17 protein-coding genes are annotated in these 17,444 nt (G+C 35.7%); 2 read left to right on the top strand and 15 right to left on the bottom strand.

Annotation, left to right across the window (positions count from 1 at the left end; all coding sequences use genetic code 11):
• Positions 1-3: 3 nt before the first annotated feature.
• The 7 genes from DM447_RS13620 to DM447_RS13650 form a co-directional block, all read right to left on the bottom strand.
• Positions 4-1,272 (bottom strand): molybdopterin molybdotransferase MoeA, encoded by a 1,269-nt coding sequence (locus DM447_RS13620; RefSeq protein ID WP_112181739.1) that lies wholly within the window; start codon positions 1,270-1,272, stop codon positions 4-6.
• Between the two features lie 5 nt (positions 1,273-1,277).
• A complete protein-coding gene (locus tag DM447_RS13625; protein WP_112181740.1) occupies positions 1,278-1,508 on the bottom strand; it encodes a MoaD/ThiS family protein in 231 nt (76 codons plus the stop codon).
• On the bottom strand, positions 1,505-1,981 hold the full coding sequence (locus DM447_RS13630) for a molybdenum cofactor biosynthesis protein MoaE (protein ID WP_112181741.1): 477 nt from the start codon (positions 1,979-1,981) through the stop codon (positions 1,505-1,507). The genes DM447_RS13625 and DM447_RS13630 overlap by 4 nt, the downstream gene beginning before the upstream one ends.
• Entirely contained in the window at positions 1,978-3,264 is a 1,287-nt protein-coding gene (locus DM447_RS13635; protein ID WP_112181742.1) for a molybdopterin molybdotransferase MoeA, read from the bottom strand. The genes DM447_RS13630 and DM447_RS13635 overlap by 4 nt, the downstream gene beginning before the upstream one ends.
• A 13-nt stretch (positions 3,265-3,277) precedes the next feature.
• Complete coding sequence (locus DM447_RS13640; RefSeq protein WP_112181743.1) at positions 3,278-4,288, bottom strand: MoeB/ThiF family adenylyltransferase; 1,011 nt, start codon at positions 4,286-4,288, stop codon at positions 3,278-3,280.
• A 4-nt stretch (positions 4,289-4,292) separates the two neighbouring features.
• On the bottom strand, positions 4,293-5,309 hold the full coding sequence (gene moaA / locus DM447_RS13645; protein WP_112181744.1) for a GTP 3',8-cyclase MoaA: 1,017 nt from the start codon (positions 5,307-5,309) through the stop codon (positions 4,293-4,295).
• Between the two features lie 119 nt (positions 5,310-5,428).
• Entirely contained in the window at positions 5,429-5,704 is a 276-nt protein-coding gene (locus DM447_RS13650) for a YutD family protein (protein WP_112181745.1), read from the bottom strand.
• Positions 5,705-5,932: 228 nt separating this feature from the next.
• Between DM447_RS13650 and DM447_RS13655 the strand changes: the two genes are divergently transcribed.
• Both DM447_RS13655 and DM447_RS13660 read left to right on the top strand, forming a co-directional pair.
• The gene (locus DM447_RS13655) at positions 5,933-6,895 is read left to right on the top strand and encodes a M23 family metallopeptidase (protein WP_112181746.1); all 963 of its coding nucleotides are present in this window, start codon (positions 5,933-5,935) and stop codon (positions 6,893-6,895) included.
• Between the two features lie 163 nt (positions 6,896-7,058).
• Positions 7,059-8,762, top strand: a complete 1,704-nt coding sequence (locus tag DM447_RS13660; protein WP_112181747.1) for an IS1182 family transposase — start codon at positions 7,059-7,061, stop codon at positions 8,760-8,762.
• Here DM447_RS13660 and DM447_RS13665 read toward each other — a convergent pair.
• From DM447_RS13665 to DM447_RS18575, 8 genes are all read right to left on the bottom strand, one after another.
• The gene (locus DM447_RS13665; protein ID WP_112181748.1) at positions 8,746-8,844 is read right to left on the bottom strand and encodes a methionine/alanine import family NSS transporter small subunit; all 99 of its coding nucleotides are present in this window, start codon (positions 8,842-8,844) and stop codon (positions 8,746-8,748) included. The two genes, DM447_RS13660 and DM447_RS13665, sit on opposite strands and share 17 nt — an antisense overlap.
• 32 nt (positions 8,845-8,876) lie before the next feature.
• The gene (locus DM447_RS13670) at positions 8,877-10,346 is read right to left on the bottom strand and encodes a sodium-dependent transporter (RefSeq protein ID WP_112181749.1); all 1,470 of its coding nucleotides are present in this window, start codon (positions 10,344-10,346) and stop codon (positions 8,877-8,879) included.
• 1,037 nt (positions 10,347-11,383) lie between these two features.
• The gene (locus tag DM447_RS13675; protein ID WP_112181750.1) at positions 11,384-12,940 is read right to left on the bottom strand and encodes a Na+/H+ antiporter NhaC family protein; all 1,557 of its coding nucleotides are present in this window, start codon (positions 12,938-12,940) and stop codon (positions 11,384-11,386) included.
• Between the two features lie 203 nt (positions 12,941-13,143).
• On the bottom strand, positions 13,144-13,926 hold the full coding sequence (yunB, locus tag DM447_RS13680; protein WP_241964526.1) for a sporulation protein YunB: 783 nt from the start codon (positions 13,924-13,926) through the stop codon (positions 13,144-13,146).
• A 59-nt stretch (positions 13,927-13,985) separates the two neighbouring features.
• Positions 13,986-15,065 carry an HD-GYP domain-containing protein gene (locus DM447_RS13685; protein ID WP_112181751.1) on the bottom strand — a complete coding sequence of 360 codons (1,080 nt, stop codon included), beginning with the start codon at positions 15,063-15,065 and terminating at the stop codon, positions 13,986-13,988.
• Positions 15,066-15,161: 96 nt separating this feature from the next.
• On the bottom strand, positions 15,162-16,553 hold the full coding sequence (locus DM447_RS13690; protein ID WP_112181752.1) for a bifunctional metallophosphatase/5'-nucleotidase: 1,392 nt from the start codon (positions 16,551-16,553) through the stop codon (positions 15,162-15,164).
• An 11-nt stretch (positions 16,554-16,564) separates the two neighbouring features.
• A complete protein-coding gene (locus DM447_RS18570) occupies positions 16,565-16,846 on the bottom strand; it encodes a sulfite exporter TauE/SafE family protein (protein ID WP_232824110.1) in 282 nt (93 codons plus the stop codon).
• Positions 16,847-16,890: 44 nt separating this feature from the next.
• On the bottom strand, positions 16,891-17,382 hold the full coding sequence (locus DM447_RS18575; protein WP_241964527.1) for a sulfite exporter TauE/SafE family protein: 492 nt from the start codon (positions 17,380-17,382) through the stop codon (positions 16,891-16,893).
• Positions 17,383-17,444: the final 62 nt, after the last annotated feature.

A 17,444-nucleotide genomic window follows, 5' to 3' on the forward strand; every position in this document is an offset into this window, starting at 1 on the left:
ATATTAACGTGGATTTTGATAGGAAGTGTCTCCATCAGGATCATCTAATAATAATATCCAGACTTTTTCTCCTGCTTGATATCCCTTTGTTCCACCTGGAAGAACAATCAAAACAGTCGCACTTCCAAGAGACGAAACAACATTAGATTTATCCAAACCGACTGGGGTAGCAACTAATTGTGTATCTTGATATGTTGTGCTAGCACGCACGTATCGATCAAATGGGTTTGGTTTTAAGAAATCTGCGCCTAGAACTGCTTTCACTGTCTTTGGAAATGGCTTTGGGTCTGATAAAAAAGTGCGGATAATTGGTCGAACAAACAGTTCAAATCCAACAAAACATGCTGATGGGTTTCCAGATAAACCAAAAAGTAATTTCCCTTCTACTTCAGCCACTGTGGTAACACTTCCTGGCCGCATTCCAACTTTGTTAAATAAAACAGTTGCTTCTAATTTACGATAAATAGCTGGTAAATAATCGTAATCTCCGACAGATACGCCACCCGTTGTAATCAAAAAGTCAAATTGGTTCAATGCCTCTTTCATCTGTTTAAAACATACTTCAATATCATCACTAAACTTTCCAAAATAAGCAGCCTTTGCTCCAACCCGCTTTAATTGTGCTTGAATCATATACGAATTACTATTACGTATTTTCCCAGGCACGAGCGGTTCATCAACTGTTAATAATTCACTACCTGTTGCAATAACACCAACTTTTGGTTGCACACTTACTGGAACATTCTTATAGCCAAATGTAGCTAATAAAGCAACCATACCAGGGTTTATTACTGTTCCTTTTTTTGCAATAACTGTCCCTTTTCCGGTATCTTCCGCTTGAAATGAAATGTTTTCATTTGGTTTTATCTTTCGTTTGATCCTAATTATAGCTTCCGTTCGTTGTTCCTTAACTAGTTCGAGCATAATCACAGCATCGCATCCAGTTGGAATCTGCGCACCTGTCATAATCCTTACCGCTTGATTATGTTGCACATGTTGCTTAAAAATACTGCCAGCACCAATTTCTCCAACAACAGATAATGTGACTGGATTATCTCTAGATGCTTCTTTCGTATCACAGGAGCGGATAGCAAAACCATCAAAAGGAGAACGATCAAATCGTGGAACATCATGATCTGCAATTATATCTTCTGCTAAATAACGTCGGTAGCTATCTTCAATTGCGACATATTCCTTCTTACCATGATAGCTATATCCCATCATTTTTTTAATTGCTTCTGATACTCGTATTAAGTCTCTTTTATTGACCATATAAATTATCCACCACTTACTGGTGGGATTAACGCAACAACATCTCCTGGTTCAATAATATCTGTATCCATTGCATACGATTCATTTATTGCAATCATAACCTGATCTAACCCTGTTACATTATACACCTCTTTAAATTTAAGCTTGAATGCCTCAACAGACTGGGGTTTCCAATCTAATTCTACTTCTGCTGTTCCTAATGACTCCTGTAAATGAGAAAACAACAAAACTTTCATCCATTAAACACATCCTTTTTAGTTGGAGCTCCTTCTGGATAGGAAACCTTACCTGATTGATCACCAATCCACGTTTCACCGTCTTCCCAGTGTTCTTTCTTCCAAATAGGTACAACCTGCTTCATTCGCTCAATCACATATTGATTAGCCCTATAAGCCGCTTCACGATGGGGTGAAGATACAGCAATCACAATTGCAACGTCAGATATTTCTAATCTTCCAATTCGATGTGTTACAGCTATTTTACTGTCTGGCCACTTTTCTAATGCTTCGTTAGCGATTTCTTCCATCTTTTTAATAGCCATCGGTATATATGCTTGATACTCAAGATAGAGTGTTTGTTTTCCTTTTGTCCACTCTCTTACCGTTCCAATAAATGTAGTAATTGCCCCAGCTTCTCTTCTTTCTACCTTATTAACAACGTCGTCTAATTGAATAGCCTGATCCGTTACCACGTACAATTCTGATGTCATTGGTAATCATCTCCTTCATCATCCTTTAAAAAGTCAACTGTACCTTCTTGATCATCTAATAGTAAGGCCTTAACTAGTTCACCTGCTTTATAGCCTACTTCATTACCAGGTAACACCGTAAGTGCGTCAGCCATTGCTAATGACGTTACTGCATTTGATTTATCTAGACCTGAAGGAACCACAGAAATAGAACCTTTTTTATACATTAATTTACTACGAACAAATCGATCAAATTTATTTGGATTTGCAAAATCTATTCCTAAATGAACAGTAACAACCTTTGGATATACATTGTCAGCATGTAAAAAACGACGAATTACTGGTTTGGTAAAGACTTCAAATCCAACAAAACAAGAGGATGGATTACCCGAAAGGCCAAATAATAATTTGCCATCAACTGCAGCAACTGTTGTAACACTGCCAGGACGCATACTTACTTTATTAAATAATACTTCTGCTTCAAGCATCTGATATATTTCAGGTAGATAATCATAATCACCAACCGATACTCCACCAGTTGTGAGTAAGAAATCTACTTTTCCAAGCCCCTCTTTTACTTGTTTAAAACAAAGCGCTAAATCATCACTAAACTGTCCTAGATTGATTGGCTCGCCACCAGCTCTTTTTATTTGCGCTTCTAACATAGTAGTATTACTGTTACGAATCTTACCTGGCTCCATTTCCTGATCTATCTCTAGTAATTCACTGCCTGTTGCAATAATACCAACTTTGGGCTTGATAATTACCGGGACAGTCTTATAACCAAAAGTAGCTAATAAGGCAACAACGCCCGGCGTAATATAGGTACCTTTTCTTACAAGTGTTTCTCCCTTTTTTGTATCTTCTCCTTGAAAAGAGACGTTCTCATCTTTATTTACCTTTTGACTTATAATGACGCGATCTTTTGTTTGATTCGTTGTAACATGTTCTAACATAATTATTGCATCACAGCCTATTGGAATGGCTGCACCCGTCATAATTCTAACTGCTTGCCCTGATTCAACTGATTGAGTAAAAACAGTACCAGCGCCTATTTCACCAATGACTTTCATTTCAATAGAATTTCCTGTCGATGCATCTGCCGTATCTGAAGCATTGATAGCATAGCCATCATATGGGGAACGATTAAATGGTGGTACATCATGATCAGCTACAATATCTTCTGCTACAAAACGCTGATAACTTTGTTCAATTGGAACCTGTTTCATAATTCCTTGTTTTTTCATAAAAGACATAATTCGATTTAAAGCAATAGATACTTTTATCGGGTTTCTGCTTTCCAATTTAATCGCCCCTTTAACCAACTAACTGGTAATAAATCTTTTTTGCTAACTCAATTGAATTTGTACCATGAATAAATGTTCTACCATCTTTAAAGAAGACAAGACGATACGATTGATAGTGTAAAACCAATAGAAAACCATTTTGACTAACATCTCCAACCTTTTCTAGATGTTTCGCTAAATCTTCTAGTGATATTTCCCGATTGTTTCGAATTTGAACGGTGTCACGACCACATAATATTTCGGTTTTTGTTTGCTTGTCATATTGTAAATAGGGATAACTTGGATTACTCCCACAAGTAGGACAATCTGGATCTTTAGCTCGATCCATTTTAATTGTTTGGAATTGATTGTGCCATAAATCAAATGTAACCAAATTAGATCGAAGTGTTTCTCTATCCTCGACGAGTAATTTCAAGACTTCCGTTGTTTGATGTGCAACAACCATTTGAACAGTAGGACCAATTATGCCAACCGCATCACATGTCGCACCCACAAGTGGAATCGCAGGTAATAAACAGTTTAAACATGGTGTTTCTCCAGGAATAACAGTAAAGCTCATCCCCGTACTACCAACGCATGCTCCAAATATCCATGGTATTCGTAACTGCTGTAGTAAATCATTTAAGATAAATCGGGTATCGAAGTTATCTGTCGCATCAATAACAATATCAACATTATCCAATAAGGGGCGTAATGTATTGCTAGTCGCATCCATCACATGGCTGTCAATATGAACTGTTGAATTGATTTGCGTTAATTTATTTTTGGCAGCTATTACTTTTGGCAAGCTGGAGCGTGCATCTTCTTCTGTAAATAACTGTTGGCGCTGCAAATTACTAAATTCGACATAGTCACGATCAATAATAGTTAAATGTCCTATTCCAGCACGTACTAAAGCTTCTGCATTTGCAGAACCTAGGGCACCACAACCAACTAATAAAATGTGTTTATTATTTATTTTTTCTTGACCTTCCATACCAATAGGCCGAAATAGGACTTGCCTGGAGTATCTATCATCCACGTTATCAACCACCTATATAGGACATTTCAATTTTTTTGCGATTCTTAACTGTTTCTTCTGTTCGTTCATCTGAATAGCGATCTGTTCTTTTTTCCCATGTAGGAACAATCGCTTCTGTTAGATCTTGATCTGTTACATTAGAGCGAATAATCTCTTTTAAATCTAAACCTTCAACAGCAAATAAACAGGTGAAAAATTTTCCATCAGCAGAAAGTCGTGCCCTTGTACATGTGGAGCAGAAAGATTCTGAAACAGATGTAATGAATCCGACTTCACTGTCTGTACCAGCATATTTATAGCGTTTAGCCACCTCACCTAAATAGTCAGGATCAACAGGTGTTAATTCGAAATATTTCGATAATTCATCATGTAATTCTTTCTTAGTAATTACTTGACTAAAATCCCAACCATTTGATTGACCTACATCCATAAATTCAATATAGCGTAAAGTAATTCCCTTATCTTTAAAGTACTTTGCCATCGGTACAATTTCTTGGTCGTTCATTCCTTTTTTAACAACCATGTTCACTTTCACACCTAAACCAGCTTCCAGTGCCTTATCAATGCCTTTTAATACTACTTTAGTAGGGACAGCTGTATCATTAATAGAATGAAAAACCTCATCATTTAAAGCATCTAAACTAACATTTACACGTTTTAATCCTGCATCTTTTAGATCTTTTGCCATCTTCCCTAAAAGTACGGCGTTTGTAGTTAAACCAATATCATCTAACCCATCAATAGCATTTAACTTTTTTATTAATTTCGGTAGATCACGTCTCAATAGAGGTTCTCCACCAGTTAATCGTATTTTTTTAACGCCTAATTGAACAAAAACGCGTGCTAATCGTTCTATTTCTTCAAAATTTAAAAGTTGATCTTTTTGCATAAAGACATAATCTTTTCCAAATATTTCTCTTGGCATACAGTAGCTGCAACGAAAATTGCAACGATCTGTTACTGAAATCCTCAAATCTTGCAGAGGTCGTCCAAATTTATCTTCTAATTGCTTGATTTTCATTAAACAATCACTCCTTAAGATTTTAAGTTATATTATACCAAGAAAACACCATTTATTAAAGTAACAAAATAATAATTTGGTTATATTTGTAAAATAAAAAACACATTATTCAGTTGGATTTACTGAACAATGCGTTTTGCAATAAAATAAGCACAACCAAAATTACAATATTCGTATAAGTAATCATCAATCGTACTTATTTTTGTATCAAAGGCAGCTTTTGGGTTTTGATCATCATAAAATCCTTTTAATCGAAGTTGTTCATAACCCCAATCACCAACTATAAAGTCGTATTTCGTTAGAATTTCACTGTAACGTTCTTCGAAAGCCTCTTGCTGAAAACCTTCTTTTACATCTTCTATAACTTCATATTGTTGTCCTGCTACTTCAATCATATTTATTCATTCTCCCTTTGTCATCAATCCTCTAACAATATTCAGTAAACCTGTTAATAGCTTGTTTATAGTTTATCATATTCTTACTTCTAAACACTAGACGCTCCTCACTAAAAAACAAACTTTTACTAATAAATTGATAATTGGTTAGTTTTTCATCTCATCTTTTACAAAAGGTCGTACAAACTATAGTTACTTGTATCCATCTATTTACAGGAGTTGAATGACATGTTTAAACGCGTATTAGTTGCCACTTTTCTACTACTATCTTTTTCGATCCCGCATACATTGGCAACGGATGCAACTGATCAAGAAGAGGATAACGAAAAAATGGCATTATTTAAAAAGACTGAAGCACTTACTCAGATCCCTTGGTATTACCTTGCAGCAATCAATCAATATGAAAAAAATATTGAGAAAGAAACGGATCCGAAAAAGCGCATTAAAATCAAGTTTTCTGAAGAAAGCTGGTTTGGCATTGCAAATCCAAGCAAAGATACAAATCCTAGTCTAATTAATCTATTTGAGGGTATTGGTAAAGATGGAAATGGAGATAATCAAGCAGACCGATCAAATGACGAAGACGTAATTTATTCAATGGCAAGTATGCTCGCAAAAGAAGGAAATACAAAGCAAGATATTAAGATTGCATTATGGAATTATTATCAACGGGCATTAACTGTTCAATCCATTATGCAAATAGCTTCTGTTTATAAAACATTTGAAACGATTAGTCTCAATGACAGCGATTTTCCTATTCCACTTCAATACAATTACAGTTATCGGAATACATGGGGAGATGCACGTGGATTTGGTGGTAGACGCATACATGAAGGAACAGATATCTTTGCAAATTACGGAACACCAGTCAAAGCAACAAGGTACGGTGTTGTTGAAATAATGGGTTGGAATAAATTCGGTGGATGGCGTGTAGGTATTCGTGACATTTATAATAACTACCATTACTATGCTCATTTAAATGGTTTTCAAGACGATTTAAAAGTTGGAGATGTAGTAAAACCAGGAGATGTGATTGCATCTGTTGGCGCAACAGGGTATGGTCCACCAGGAACATCTGGTAAGTTCCCCCCTCATCTTCATTATGGTATTTACAAAGATAATGGCTATAGTGAATGGTCTTTTGATCCCTATCCATACTTAAGTAGATGGGAAAAGGAAGCAAAAAAATAAAGTAAGAGGCGGGGACAAAACTCAGATAAACAATAAAAAGTTGCATCTTCCAACGGTAGTTGGAAGATGCAACTTTTTTATAAAACCGAAAATTTTAGTAAGTAAAAAAGGATACCTTCTGATAAAATTAAAGTACCACACAATAACAATCGGAGGTATCCTTATGTTTAAAGATTATAACATGAATAAAGTAATTTTGCCGTTAGATTTTGAAATGAAATTACAAAAAAATGATATTGCCTATACGATCCATGACTTAGTAGAACAAATACCTGATAAAGCATTTTCTGTTTTCTTACATGAAACAGGTTGTCCTGCTTATCATCCACGCATGATGATGAAGGTTATTTTATGTGCTTACACGCAATCTGTTTTCTCTGGAAGAAAAATTGAATCATTACTGAAAGATAGTGTACGTATGATGTGGTTAGCGCAAGGTTATGAGCCAAGCTATCGAACGATTAATCGTTTTCGAGTCAATGAAGAAGTACAAGAACTGTTACGCCAATGTTTTGTACAATTTCGATGCCAACTGGTGAAAGAAGAGCTGATTGACCAGGAAGCGATCTTTATTGATGGCACCAAAATAGAAGCAAATGCCAATAAATTTACGTTTGTTTGGCGAAAAGCGATTGAAAAATACAGTGCGAATTTGGTGGAGAAATCAAATCAACTGTACGATGAATTATTGGCAAACGAAATTATTCCAGAAATAGAACGCGAAAGTACGGAAGAACTATCCACTAAAGAACTCGAAAAAGTAGTTGAGAAACTAGAGAAGACCGTTGAAGGATACGACAAACAGATCGAAGAAAGTAAAGATGCCAGCAAACGGAAGCAGCTTCGCTCTGCAAGGAAAACACCAAAAAAATACCGCAAACAGTTTAAAGATTACGTAGCACGCAAACAAAAATACGAAAAGGATAGGCTTATATTTGAAGCGCGCAATAGTTATTCAAAGACAGACCATGATGCCACCTTTATGCGCATGAAAGACGATTATATGAATAATGGCCAATTAAAAGCAGGTTACAATGTACAAATTGCGACCGAAGGACAATATACACTCGCATATGACGTATTTCCCAATCCAACTGATGTACGCACATTCACTCCTTTTCTAGATAAAATCGAGGAAAGCTTCTTTGAACTTCCCACCTACATCGTAGCTGATGCAGGGTATGGAAGTGAACAGAATTATGAAGATGTCCGCATTAATCGGGAGCGCATCCCGCTGATTACATACAATATGTATCGAAAAGAGAAGACAAAGAAATATAAGCAAGACCCTTTTAACACAATGAACTGGGCGTATGATGAAGCGAGTGATTCTTTCCGTTGTCCAAATGATAAAAAAGTGGCTTTCCAGTATCTATCTAATCGAACAGATAAAGATAACTTCACCCGATCCTTTAAAGTCTATGAATGTGAAGACTGTTCGGATTGTCCGTTGCGTTCCCACTGTACAAAAGCAAAGGAAGGAAAGAATCGAAAAATTTATTATAATGAAAAATGGGAACAACAAAAAGCATACACAAAACAGCAGCTTTCAGAAAAAGAAACCGGTAAAATTTATGGCAAACGAAAAATAGATGTAGAACCAGTCTTCGGATTTTTGAAGGCTAATTTGCGTTTCACTCGTATGTCAGTAAGAGGCAAGAAGAAAGTGGAAAATGAATTAGGATTTGCATTCATGGCGGTGAACTTGAGAAAGTACACGGCTAAGCATGCGCATGGTGCAACAAATTCTGAAAATAATCCAACAAAAAAAGATTCCGACCATCTTCCTAAGATGATCGGAATCTTTTTCGTTATTTTGGCTAGTTATGTCCCAGCCTCTTACTTCTTTTTTATTTCGAAGCCCTAACAGCATGCATAATACTTGCTGCTAAACCTCCCCAAATAATGACTACACCTATAACAAACATTGTAATAGCAGCTCCAGACATGAGTCTTTCACTCCTTTCCTTTCATTATTTTACTATTCTTTCGGCCACTTTTTGGTTGTCATTAATGCACCAAAGAACATGGCACCAATCGCAACTACCCAACCAAAGTTAAATAAAAATTCGATTGGATATCCGCCATAAGCTTCTTTGATATCTGTTTGTAAGTTTTGTAACATCATATAACCAAGTACAATTGGCGTAATGACACTTAGACAAAATCTCCACCAAGCTCCAAGTCTTATATCTGATACATCATTTGCATATGCTTGTAAATCTTTCAGAGAACGCGCAAACCAAGCAATTGCAACAACTTCAAATAATCCAGCTAACGCTACTCCATAATTATTAATAAAGTAATCCACTGTATCAAGAAGATTTAAACCACCTTGATTAGCGTAGAATAACGATATAATTGCTGCAAGTCCCCCACCAATTGTTACTGCTAAACCACGTGAGATATTAAATTTTTCTTGGACACCTGCAATATATGTCTCCGAAATAGAAACGAGCGATGATAATCCCGCTAATACTAAAGAACCAAAGAATAAAATACCGAAAAATCCGGATGCTGGCATTTGACTAATGATTTCTGGAAAGACCATAAAAGCAAGACCAACGCCACCTGTAGCAACGTCAGAAACCAATTGACCTGTCTCATTTGCCATAAAACCTAATGCCGCAAAAACACCAATACCAGCTAACAATTCAAATGATGAGTTAGCAAAACCAGTAATAAATGCATTATTTGTAATATCTGCTTTTTTCGGTAAATAAGAAGCGTATGTGATCATAATTGCAAATGCAATTGATAAACTGAAGAATATCTGTCCATATGCCGCCACCCATACTGATCCATTGGTAATCATTGACCAATCTGGAGCGAAAAATGCTTCAAGACCATCCAAAGCGCCTGGTAATGTAATAGCGCGAATAACTATGATGATGAAAGTAACAGCTAATAACGGAATGAAAATTTTATTTGCAACTTCAATTCCCTTTTTAACACCCTTACCAAGAATGAGAAAAACAATTGCCCAAACCGCAATTAATGGAAATAGAACCGCTGGTACCATTGAACCAAAAGTACCTGCCTCTGCTACTTGTAAAAAATCTCCTACGAAAAAGCCTGTAGGATCATCTCCCCAACTTTGTCCAATTGAAAAATAAGCATACATGATTGCCCACGCAACAATAATTGGATAATACGTTGAGATAATGAATGAAATAGCAATTTGCCACCAACCTATCCATTCCATTCCTTTACTGATTCGTTTAAATGAACGTGGAGATGAACTACGATATTTATGGCCTATTGTGTACTCCATAATTAACAATGGAATACCTGCTGTTAATAAGGCGAATAAATATGGTATAAAAAAGGCTCCTCCTCCATTTTCATATGCTGTTGCAGGGAATCTCCAAATGTTTCCTAAACCAATTGCTGATCCCATTGCCGCAAGTAGGAAGCCTATACGAGTTCCCCACTGAGACCGATTTTCCATAAAAACTCTCCTCTCAAAATGAACACATCCCCATTAACAATAGAAAATTATAAAATTGCACTAAAATAATACATACTTTTTAAATATGTACGTTTTAAAATGGAATGTTTCAAATTTTTATTTTTTTCTGATATTTACTGATTATAACGAGACTGCTTGCTTCTGTCAAAGGAAGATTTATGAACATTTATTGAATTTAATTATCTAAACTTCCTCATCAAAAAAAAAAAGGGCTAATCGTCGACTCTTTTAAGTTTGGCTATACGTGATAAACTACATTACAGCCTCTAAAAAAGGCTGCATCCTTTTTTTATTACCGAATAAACATATACTCCGGCATAACATTACTTGCGTCGGAATTGTCATCAACTGTGACATAACAGAATCTCCTGACCCGCTACTCAAGTGAAATTGACTCCCTTTCCGCAGGCACGGCTTCAGCTAACTTGGAAGCAAAGAACGCTTCCAAGTGGATCTTCAGCCCGCGCTGTTCCTGCAGGAGTGTCGCCAATTTCATTTGATACGCTAGTTAGGAGAAATAAACAACAATATTCACTATGAAGAATTAGGTTATCTAGGGAATGAAGCAAGTTTGAAGAAAAACAGTAATTGTAATGTAGAATATAAACAATTGATAAGCTTGTCTAGCTAAAGTGTCATTATTCCATACTCAATCATCATGTAGATTCTGAACTAGCTTTGGAAATATACGTAGACTCCTGTGGGAACAGCGCGGGCTGAAGATCCACTTAGTAAAGCGCTATTTGCTTTACTAAGTTAGCTGAAGCCGTGCCCACGGAAAGCGAAGTATATTTCCAAAGCGGTATGTTATGTCGCAGTTTACCTCAAGTGAGTTAGATCAAACGCATTGATGATTACCCTAGAAGCGTGAAGTCAATTTTTTTTGGATTGCTAGACTTCCTTGTTATACAAAGGTTTAAGGGCCTGTTTTACACTGCAAAGGTTAAGTAATTATTAAAAAAATAGAAAAAACGGATCATTTCAATGAAATGATCCGTCCTACATCTTTTAACAGATTATGCTGTTTTCTTATTGTTTGAAATAACAACTAAAAAAGCAATGACTAAAATAGTTGCTAATGTAGCTACTAATCCAATACTTACTAGACCTGTTAAACCTAAAACAAGATAGCCAATACCAGCCGCAAATGCACTAATAAAAGCATAAGGTAGTTGTGTTAAGACGTGGTCAATATGATTTGAACCTGCTCCAGTCGATGACAAAATCGATGTATCAGAAATTGGTGAACAATGATCTCCAAAAACAGAACCAGCTAGTACAGCAGCCATTGCTGGCAGTATTAGATCCACATCAGTTACCACAGCAATCTGTGCGGCGATTGGAAGCATAATTCCGAATGTCCCCCAAGATGTACCTGTTGCTAAAGCCATAAATCCTGCCACTATAAATAGTAGTAATGCTAGATAATTTGGACTTATAGCAGCTTTTTCCACAAGTTCAGCTAAATAAGCTCCAGTATTTAGGCGGTCAATAATTGTGCCGATCATCCACGCTAAAATTAAGATATATATTGCTGGGAGCATTGAACGTATTCCCTCTTTATAAATAGAAAAGAAAGTTGTTTTTGGATGTTTTTGAAAGCCATAAAGAATGGATGCAAAAATTACTGCTAATAAACCACCAATAAAAAGTGATAAGTTAACATTCGTATACTCAAATAGTCTAAGAAGAGTAACTTGTCCCTGTATCTCTAAATATCCAGTCATTAGCATTGCAATGATCGTACCAATTACTAGTAATCCGATAGGTATAATCAAATGCATAATCTTACCACTTTCATGTGCACGTATATCCGATTTAAGATCCCCAGCAATATTCCCTTTGGCTTCATCAAATAATTCGCCAGTTTTAATAGCTCTCGTTTCATGCTTCTTCATAGACCCTACATTGATATTAAATAGTGCTACTAAAAAGACGAGTAAGATTGCAGCAAAAGCATACATATTCATCGGGACCATTTTCACAAATGCCTCTAAAGGTTGATATGTTGTTACATCATTTGCTATAAAGATTCCACCTATTGTTCCAATAATATAGGCACCCCAACTTGAAATTGGTGTAATGACAGTTATAGGTGCAGAAGTAGAATCAATAAAATATGCTAATTTAGCACGTGATACTTTATGACGGTCCGTTACAGGACGCGCAACTTGACCAACAGCTAGGCTATTAAAATAGTCATCAATAAATATTAAAATACCTAAAAATGAAGGAAGCAATTGTGCACCTCGACGTGATTTAACCTTCTGAATTGCCCAGTCGCCAAACGCTTTACTACCACCAGATGCGGTCATAAAGGCTGTAATGATTCCTAATAGTAGTAAGAATGATAATAAATATAAGTTCCCTACTTCAAAACCACTTTCTGCCTGATAGAAAATGTTTCGAAAAGCGATGCCCACTTCTTTGATTGTTTCAACTATATTAAAGTTTTGAAGCATTAGTGCTCCCACAATAATTCCTGCACCTAATGATAACAAAACTTTTCTAGTAACTAACACTAGTACTAACATTAACACTGCTGGAATTAAGGAATAAATTTCTCCTTCCATTTGTTAACCTCCCATTGTATTTGATTAAAAGAAGTAAAACCTAGTCTTGATATAGAAAACATAAAAAATCAGCAATAGCAACATTAACTATTACTGATTATAGGCAACAAATTTCTTTAGCGCTTTGTTGCCCTTCTATTTTTTTAAAAGGATAGGTTACTTTTTTCAATTCTTATCTACAATAGTTTACCAAGCAACAAACTTTATTGCAAGGGGTCAATTGGAACAGATAAATTAGTATTATCATCTTTGTTTGGACTGTAATATTGTGGAACGTCTCCATTATATCCACCACTACCTATTGGAATTTCTTGCTCAATTCTAGCGGTCTTTGTTCCAAATGGAATTATGGTACGAATTTCGACTTCAATATGTACAACCGGTTCAATATGTACGCTATTAATTTGCACGTCACTAACTTTTGTTTCAACTTCTGTGTTCACGTAACCAATTAACTCTAAATTAACAGGTATTTTGGGGCCTAAATTAGCTAGTAACGGCAAGCCTAATACCTGCCCAAGTGGAATCTCTATTAAATTTGATTTATCTTGTATTGCTTCAATTGTTGTTTGTTCCTCTGACTCAATGTCTACATCTAAAGGTGCACTTGTATCAGGCACAATACCTCTTTCAAGCTGGTGTATAAAATTCTCCACCCTATACTGGATATTCCTTTGTACTCTATTTTCCATAGCTGCATTTATTTGATAACTTACGACTTGACCACTATCGTCATATTGAAAGTCAATAAGGTTTTCAACTTCTAAATCTTCATTTAACTTTTTATTTACAGCGATCCCCATTGCCATATTCGCGTAATTCTCATTACGTGTTTCAGCAATTTCTAATAAAACGGGTTTAATGCCCCTATTAACAATTACAATACTGGCCAACGTTGCGATAACAAATAATATCGTAGTAATAAAAAGAAGATGTCTACTAGAAGGTGATATGTGTAATCTTTTATGGTTAGTTTTTCTTCGCACAAAAATCCCCCCTAGAAAACAATATGCTGTTCAATGGGAGGATAGTATTCAAAATGCATTTAAATATTATATTCAATAATCATAACATCCAATGCAACTGATAAATCAAGATCGTATGGTGTTACTTCTATGTTATTTTCTTTTAGTACCCGAACTATCGGTCGTTCTTGTAAAGGTGTATTTTGTTTAACGACAATTGCTGTCCGGTTGTCACTTAATTGTACTGTAACTCCATTGGGGTAAATAGCTATTGTTTCCCGAAAAGTTCGAACCATTTCTTGATCAAATAGCGTACCACTACCAGCATATAATATCTCTAAGCCTTCCTGAGGCAACATTGCATCGCGATACACTCTATTACTCGTTACAGCATCAAAAACATCTGCTACACCAAGAATTTTCCCGAACTGATGAATTTCATTGCCTTTTAATCCTCGGGGATATCCCGATCCGTCTAATCGTTCATGGTGTTGAAAAGCGCAATGAGCAACCAATAACGGCACTGAAGAAGATTGGCGTAAGAATTCAAACCCCATTTCTGGATGTGCTTGAATAATAGCAAATTCTTCTTCCGTTAACTTTCCAGTCTTATTTAAAACGCCTTCTGGAATAAATACTTTACCAACATCATGAAGCATAGCTCCAAGACCTAGGCTTTTAATTTTTTTATTATTCAGTTTCAATTCATTAGCAAGTGCCAACGAATAAATGGTCACATTAACGGAATGTGAAAATACATAATCGTCGCTAATAAATATGTCTGACATAATAGATAATACTTCGTCATTTCTCTGTATTTGATTGACCATTGTGTTAACCAAGTTGTCCATTTTTACATTTGTTTTTTCAAGAAGAAATGCATTCTTACCAAATCCCTGATTTCGATAACCTGCAAATGATTCTTTCACAGTTTGGATCGCTTCCAATCGTAATTCATCCGGAATCGGCGAGTTGATCATGATATCTTCAGTAAGGGCATCCTTGATATATACATATGTAATACCTAATTGCTTTAAACGTTGAATCATAGAGAATGTTAGCTTTACATTCTTTTGAATTAGGATTTTACTTTTACCATTATAAATAGGCTTAGCGAGTTCACTACCCTCTTGAATTGATCTTGTCGCGACTAGTCTCATTACGATCTCCTTACTCATTACGAAGTCTTTCGTTATTTAATCAAATACTATCAGACTTTCCAACAATTATCTACATAATATGATAAAAATTTTATATTAATTATTATCCCTTAGCGTCTTAACAAGTAAATCACGGATGAACTCAGGCATAAAGAATTTTTTTGACTTTGAACGCGCTATTTCTGGTGAAAGATGCCCAAAAGTAAACATATCTGCTGTAGCAAGCGTATACGTTTTCTTCGGGTCAATGGGACTATTCCCAAAGCTTACTTCGTTTAGTCTTTCTTCGCCATCCTCATCCATCCCTGTTTTTATCTCTAACCCTGCATAAATCATCTTACCTATTACTTTTCCACGAAATCCAAATCCCTGAACCTCTAATTCCTTGTAGGCTTTAGTTAAGTTTACACGGATTACTTCGATTAGTTGTTGTCCTTTTAATGTTACAACGCAAGGATTAATTGGATGAGGGCAAATGCGATGAATATCAGCATAAGTAACACGTCCCTCAGGTAGTGACTCTAATAATAAACCAGTATTTAACATTGCGATATCAGCTTTTGTCCAATCTAACAATGTTTTTGTCAAATCCTTAATTAAAGTGGTTTCTTGATCCCAATTTACGGCTAATGGTTTTGTTAGCGTGGTGATCGGCTGTTCTAAGCGTTTATTTGCAATTGTTGTCTGCTGATCAACAAGTTTTTGTGTATCGCTATCTTCTTCTAAATGGTCAATTTGAGTCGCATACGCTTGTTTATTAATCACCTGTTGCAATTGATGGTCCCATGTCAGGATAATCTCTCCTACATAGTGACCATACTTTCCAGCTGCGGTTAAGATCGATTTATTACGAGTGTATCCATCTCGAAATAAGTGGTGTGTATGCCCACCAATTATCACATCCACAGTTGGATAATGGTCAGCAATCCACTCATCTTCATTAATGCCTAAATGAGATAAAAGTATAATAATATCCGTTTCATCTTTTAATTTAATTAACTCCCTTTCTAATACCTCAAACGGATCCTCTACTTGCCAACCGAGCGGATTATAAAAGGCATGAAATGGAGCTGTTAGTCCAATAACACCTACTTTTACTCCGGAAAGTGTTTCAAATTGATCAGTCGCCTTAAGCCAGTTAGGATTTGCACCATCCAAACTAGACAAATTTGCACAAACAACAGAAAATTCGGCATCATCATATAGTTGAAATAAATCAGCATGCTCCAATGTAATGCCTTCATTATTACCTAGCGTTGCAAAATCATACTTTGCTTGATTTAATAACGCAACATTTCCTTGCCCAAGTAGAGCTTCCGATATGGGATGAAATCGATCCATATGATCTCCATTATCAAATAACCAATAGGATTGTTTTTCACGAATTCTTTCGGCTCTTTTATTGTTTAGAAAACGTGTTATTTTAGGCCAATTTTCGAAATGGCTATGTAAATCGCTTGTATAGTAGAAAAAAATATCTTCACTCATCTATAACCCCTCTATTCTATCCCTTGCCAAATCAATCGGATACTTATAATTAATAATAAGGCCCTTAACAGGAATTCAACTGTACCGCTCTTCATTTGTTGATTTACTTTTGCACCAAGTATACCACCAAACCACGCACCAGCTATAAACAACCAAACATATTCCCACATGATATTTCCTAACATTATATGTGCAACAGAACTTGAAATGCTTGTAAAAAGTATCATAAACATGGATGTTGCTGTTGCCGTATGAGCGGGAAAACGGAAGATTAATACCATAATTGGAACCATTAATGATCCCCCACCAATTCCAAACATACCAGAAAGCGTACCCACTATAAAAGCAGCAGAAAACCGGCAAAAATTGAAAATTGATATGTATATGTTTTCTGATAGACTTTTGTCGTTCGATTTATTTGCCAACGTTTATTTGTTGTCACTGGTTCTGTTGTTTTCCTAAAGAAGAATAAGCCAAACATACATAGCATAATTATTCCTAAATATATTGAAAATCTCTCCGAATCAAAGAATTGATTGGTCCAAGATCCAATAATTCCACCTGGAACACTACCCATAACGAAAAGAAACCCACTTCTAAAATCAATTCTTTCTTTTTTATAATATGTATAACTTGATGAAAAAGCCGTGAAAATCATAACTATTAGTGATATACCTACAATATGCTGTGGACTTGCCCATTCAAAGCTTAAGAGAAATTTATTTAATATTAGTAAAATTGGTACTAGTATTACACCACCACCAAGTCCTACAATACTACCAACAAAGGTAGCTACGAAACCAATTAGAATGCAAATAAGAAAAAACATTCGTTCACAACCGTTCTATTTAATATAATCTTTTTCCTATTTCAACACTATTTATAATCAAT

Origin of the sequence: Paraliobacillus zengyii, assembly GCF_003268595.1 — a bacterium.
In the GTDB taxonomy this organism is placed as follows: Bacteria; Bacillota; Bacilli; order Bacillales; family Amphibacillaceae; genus Paraliobacillus_A; species Paraliobacillus_A zengyii.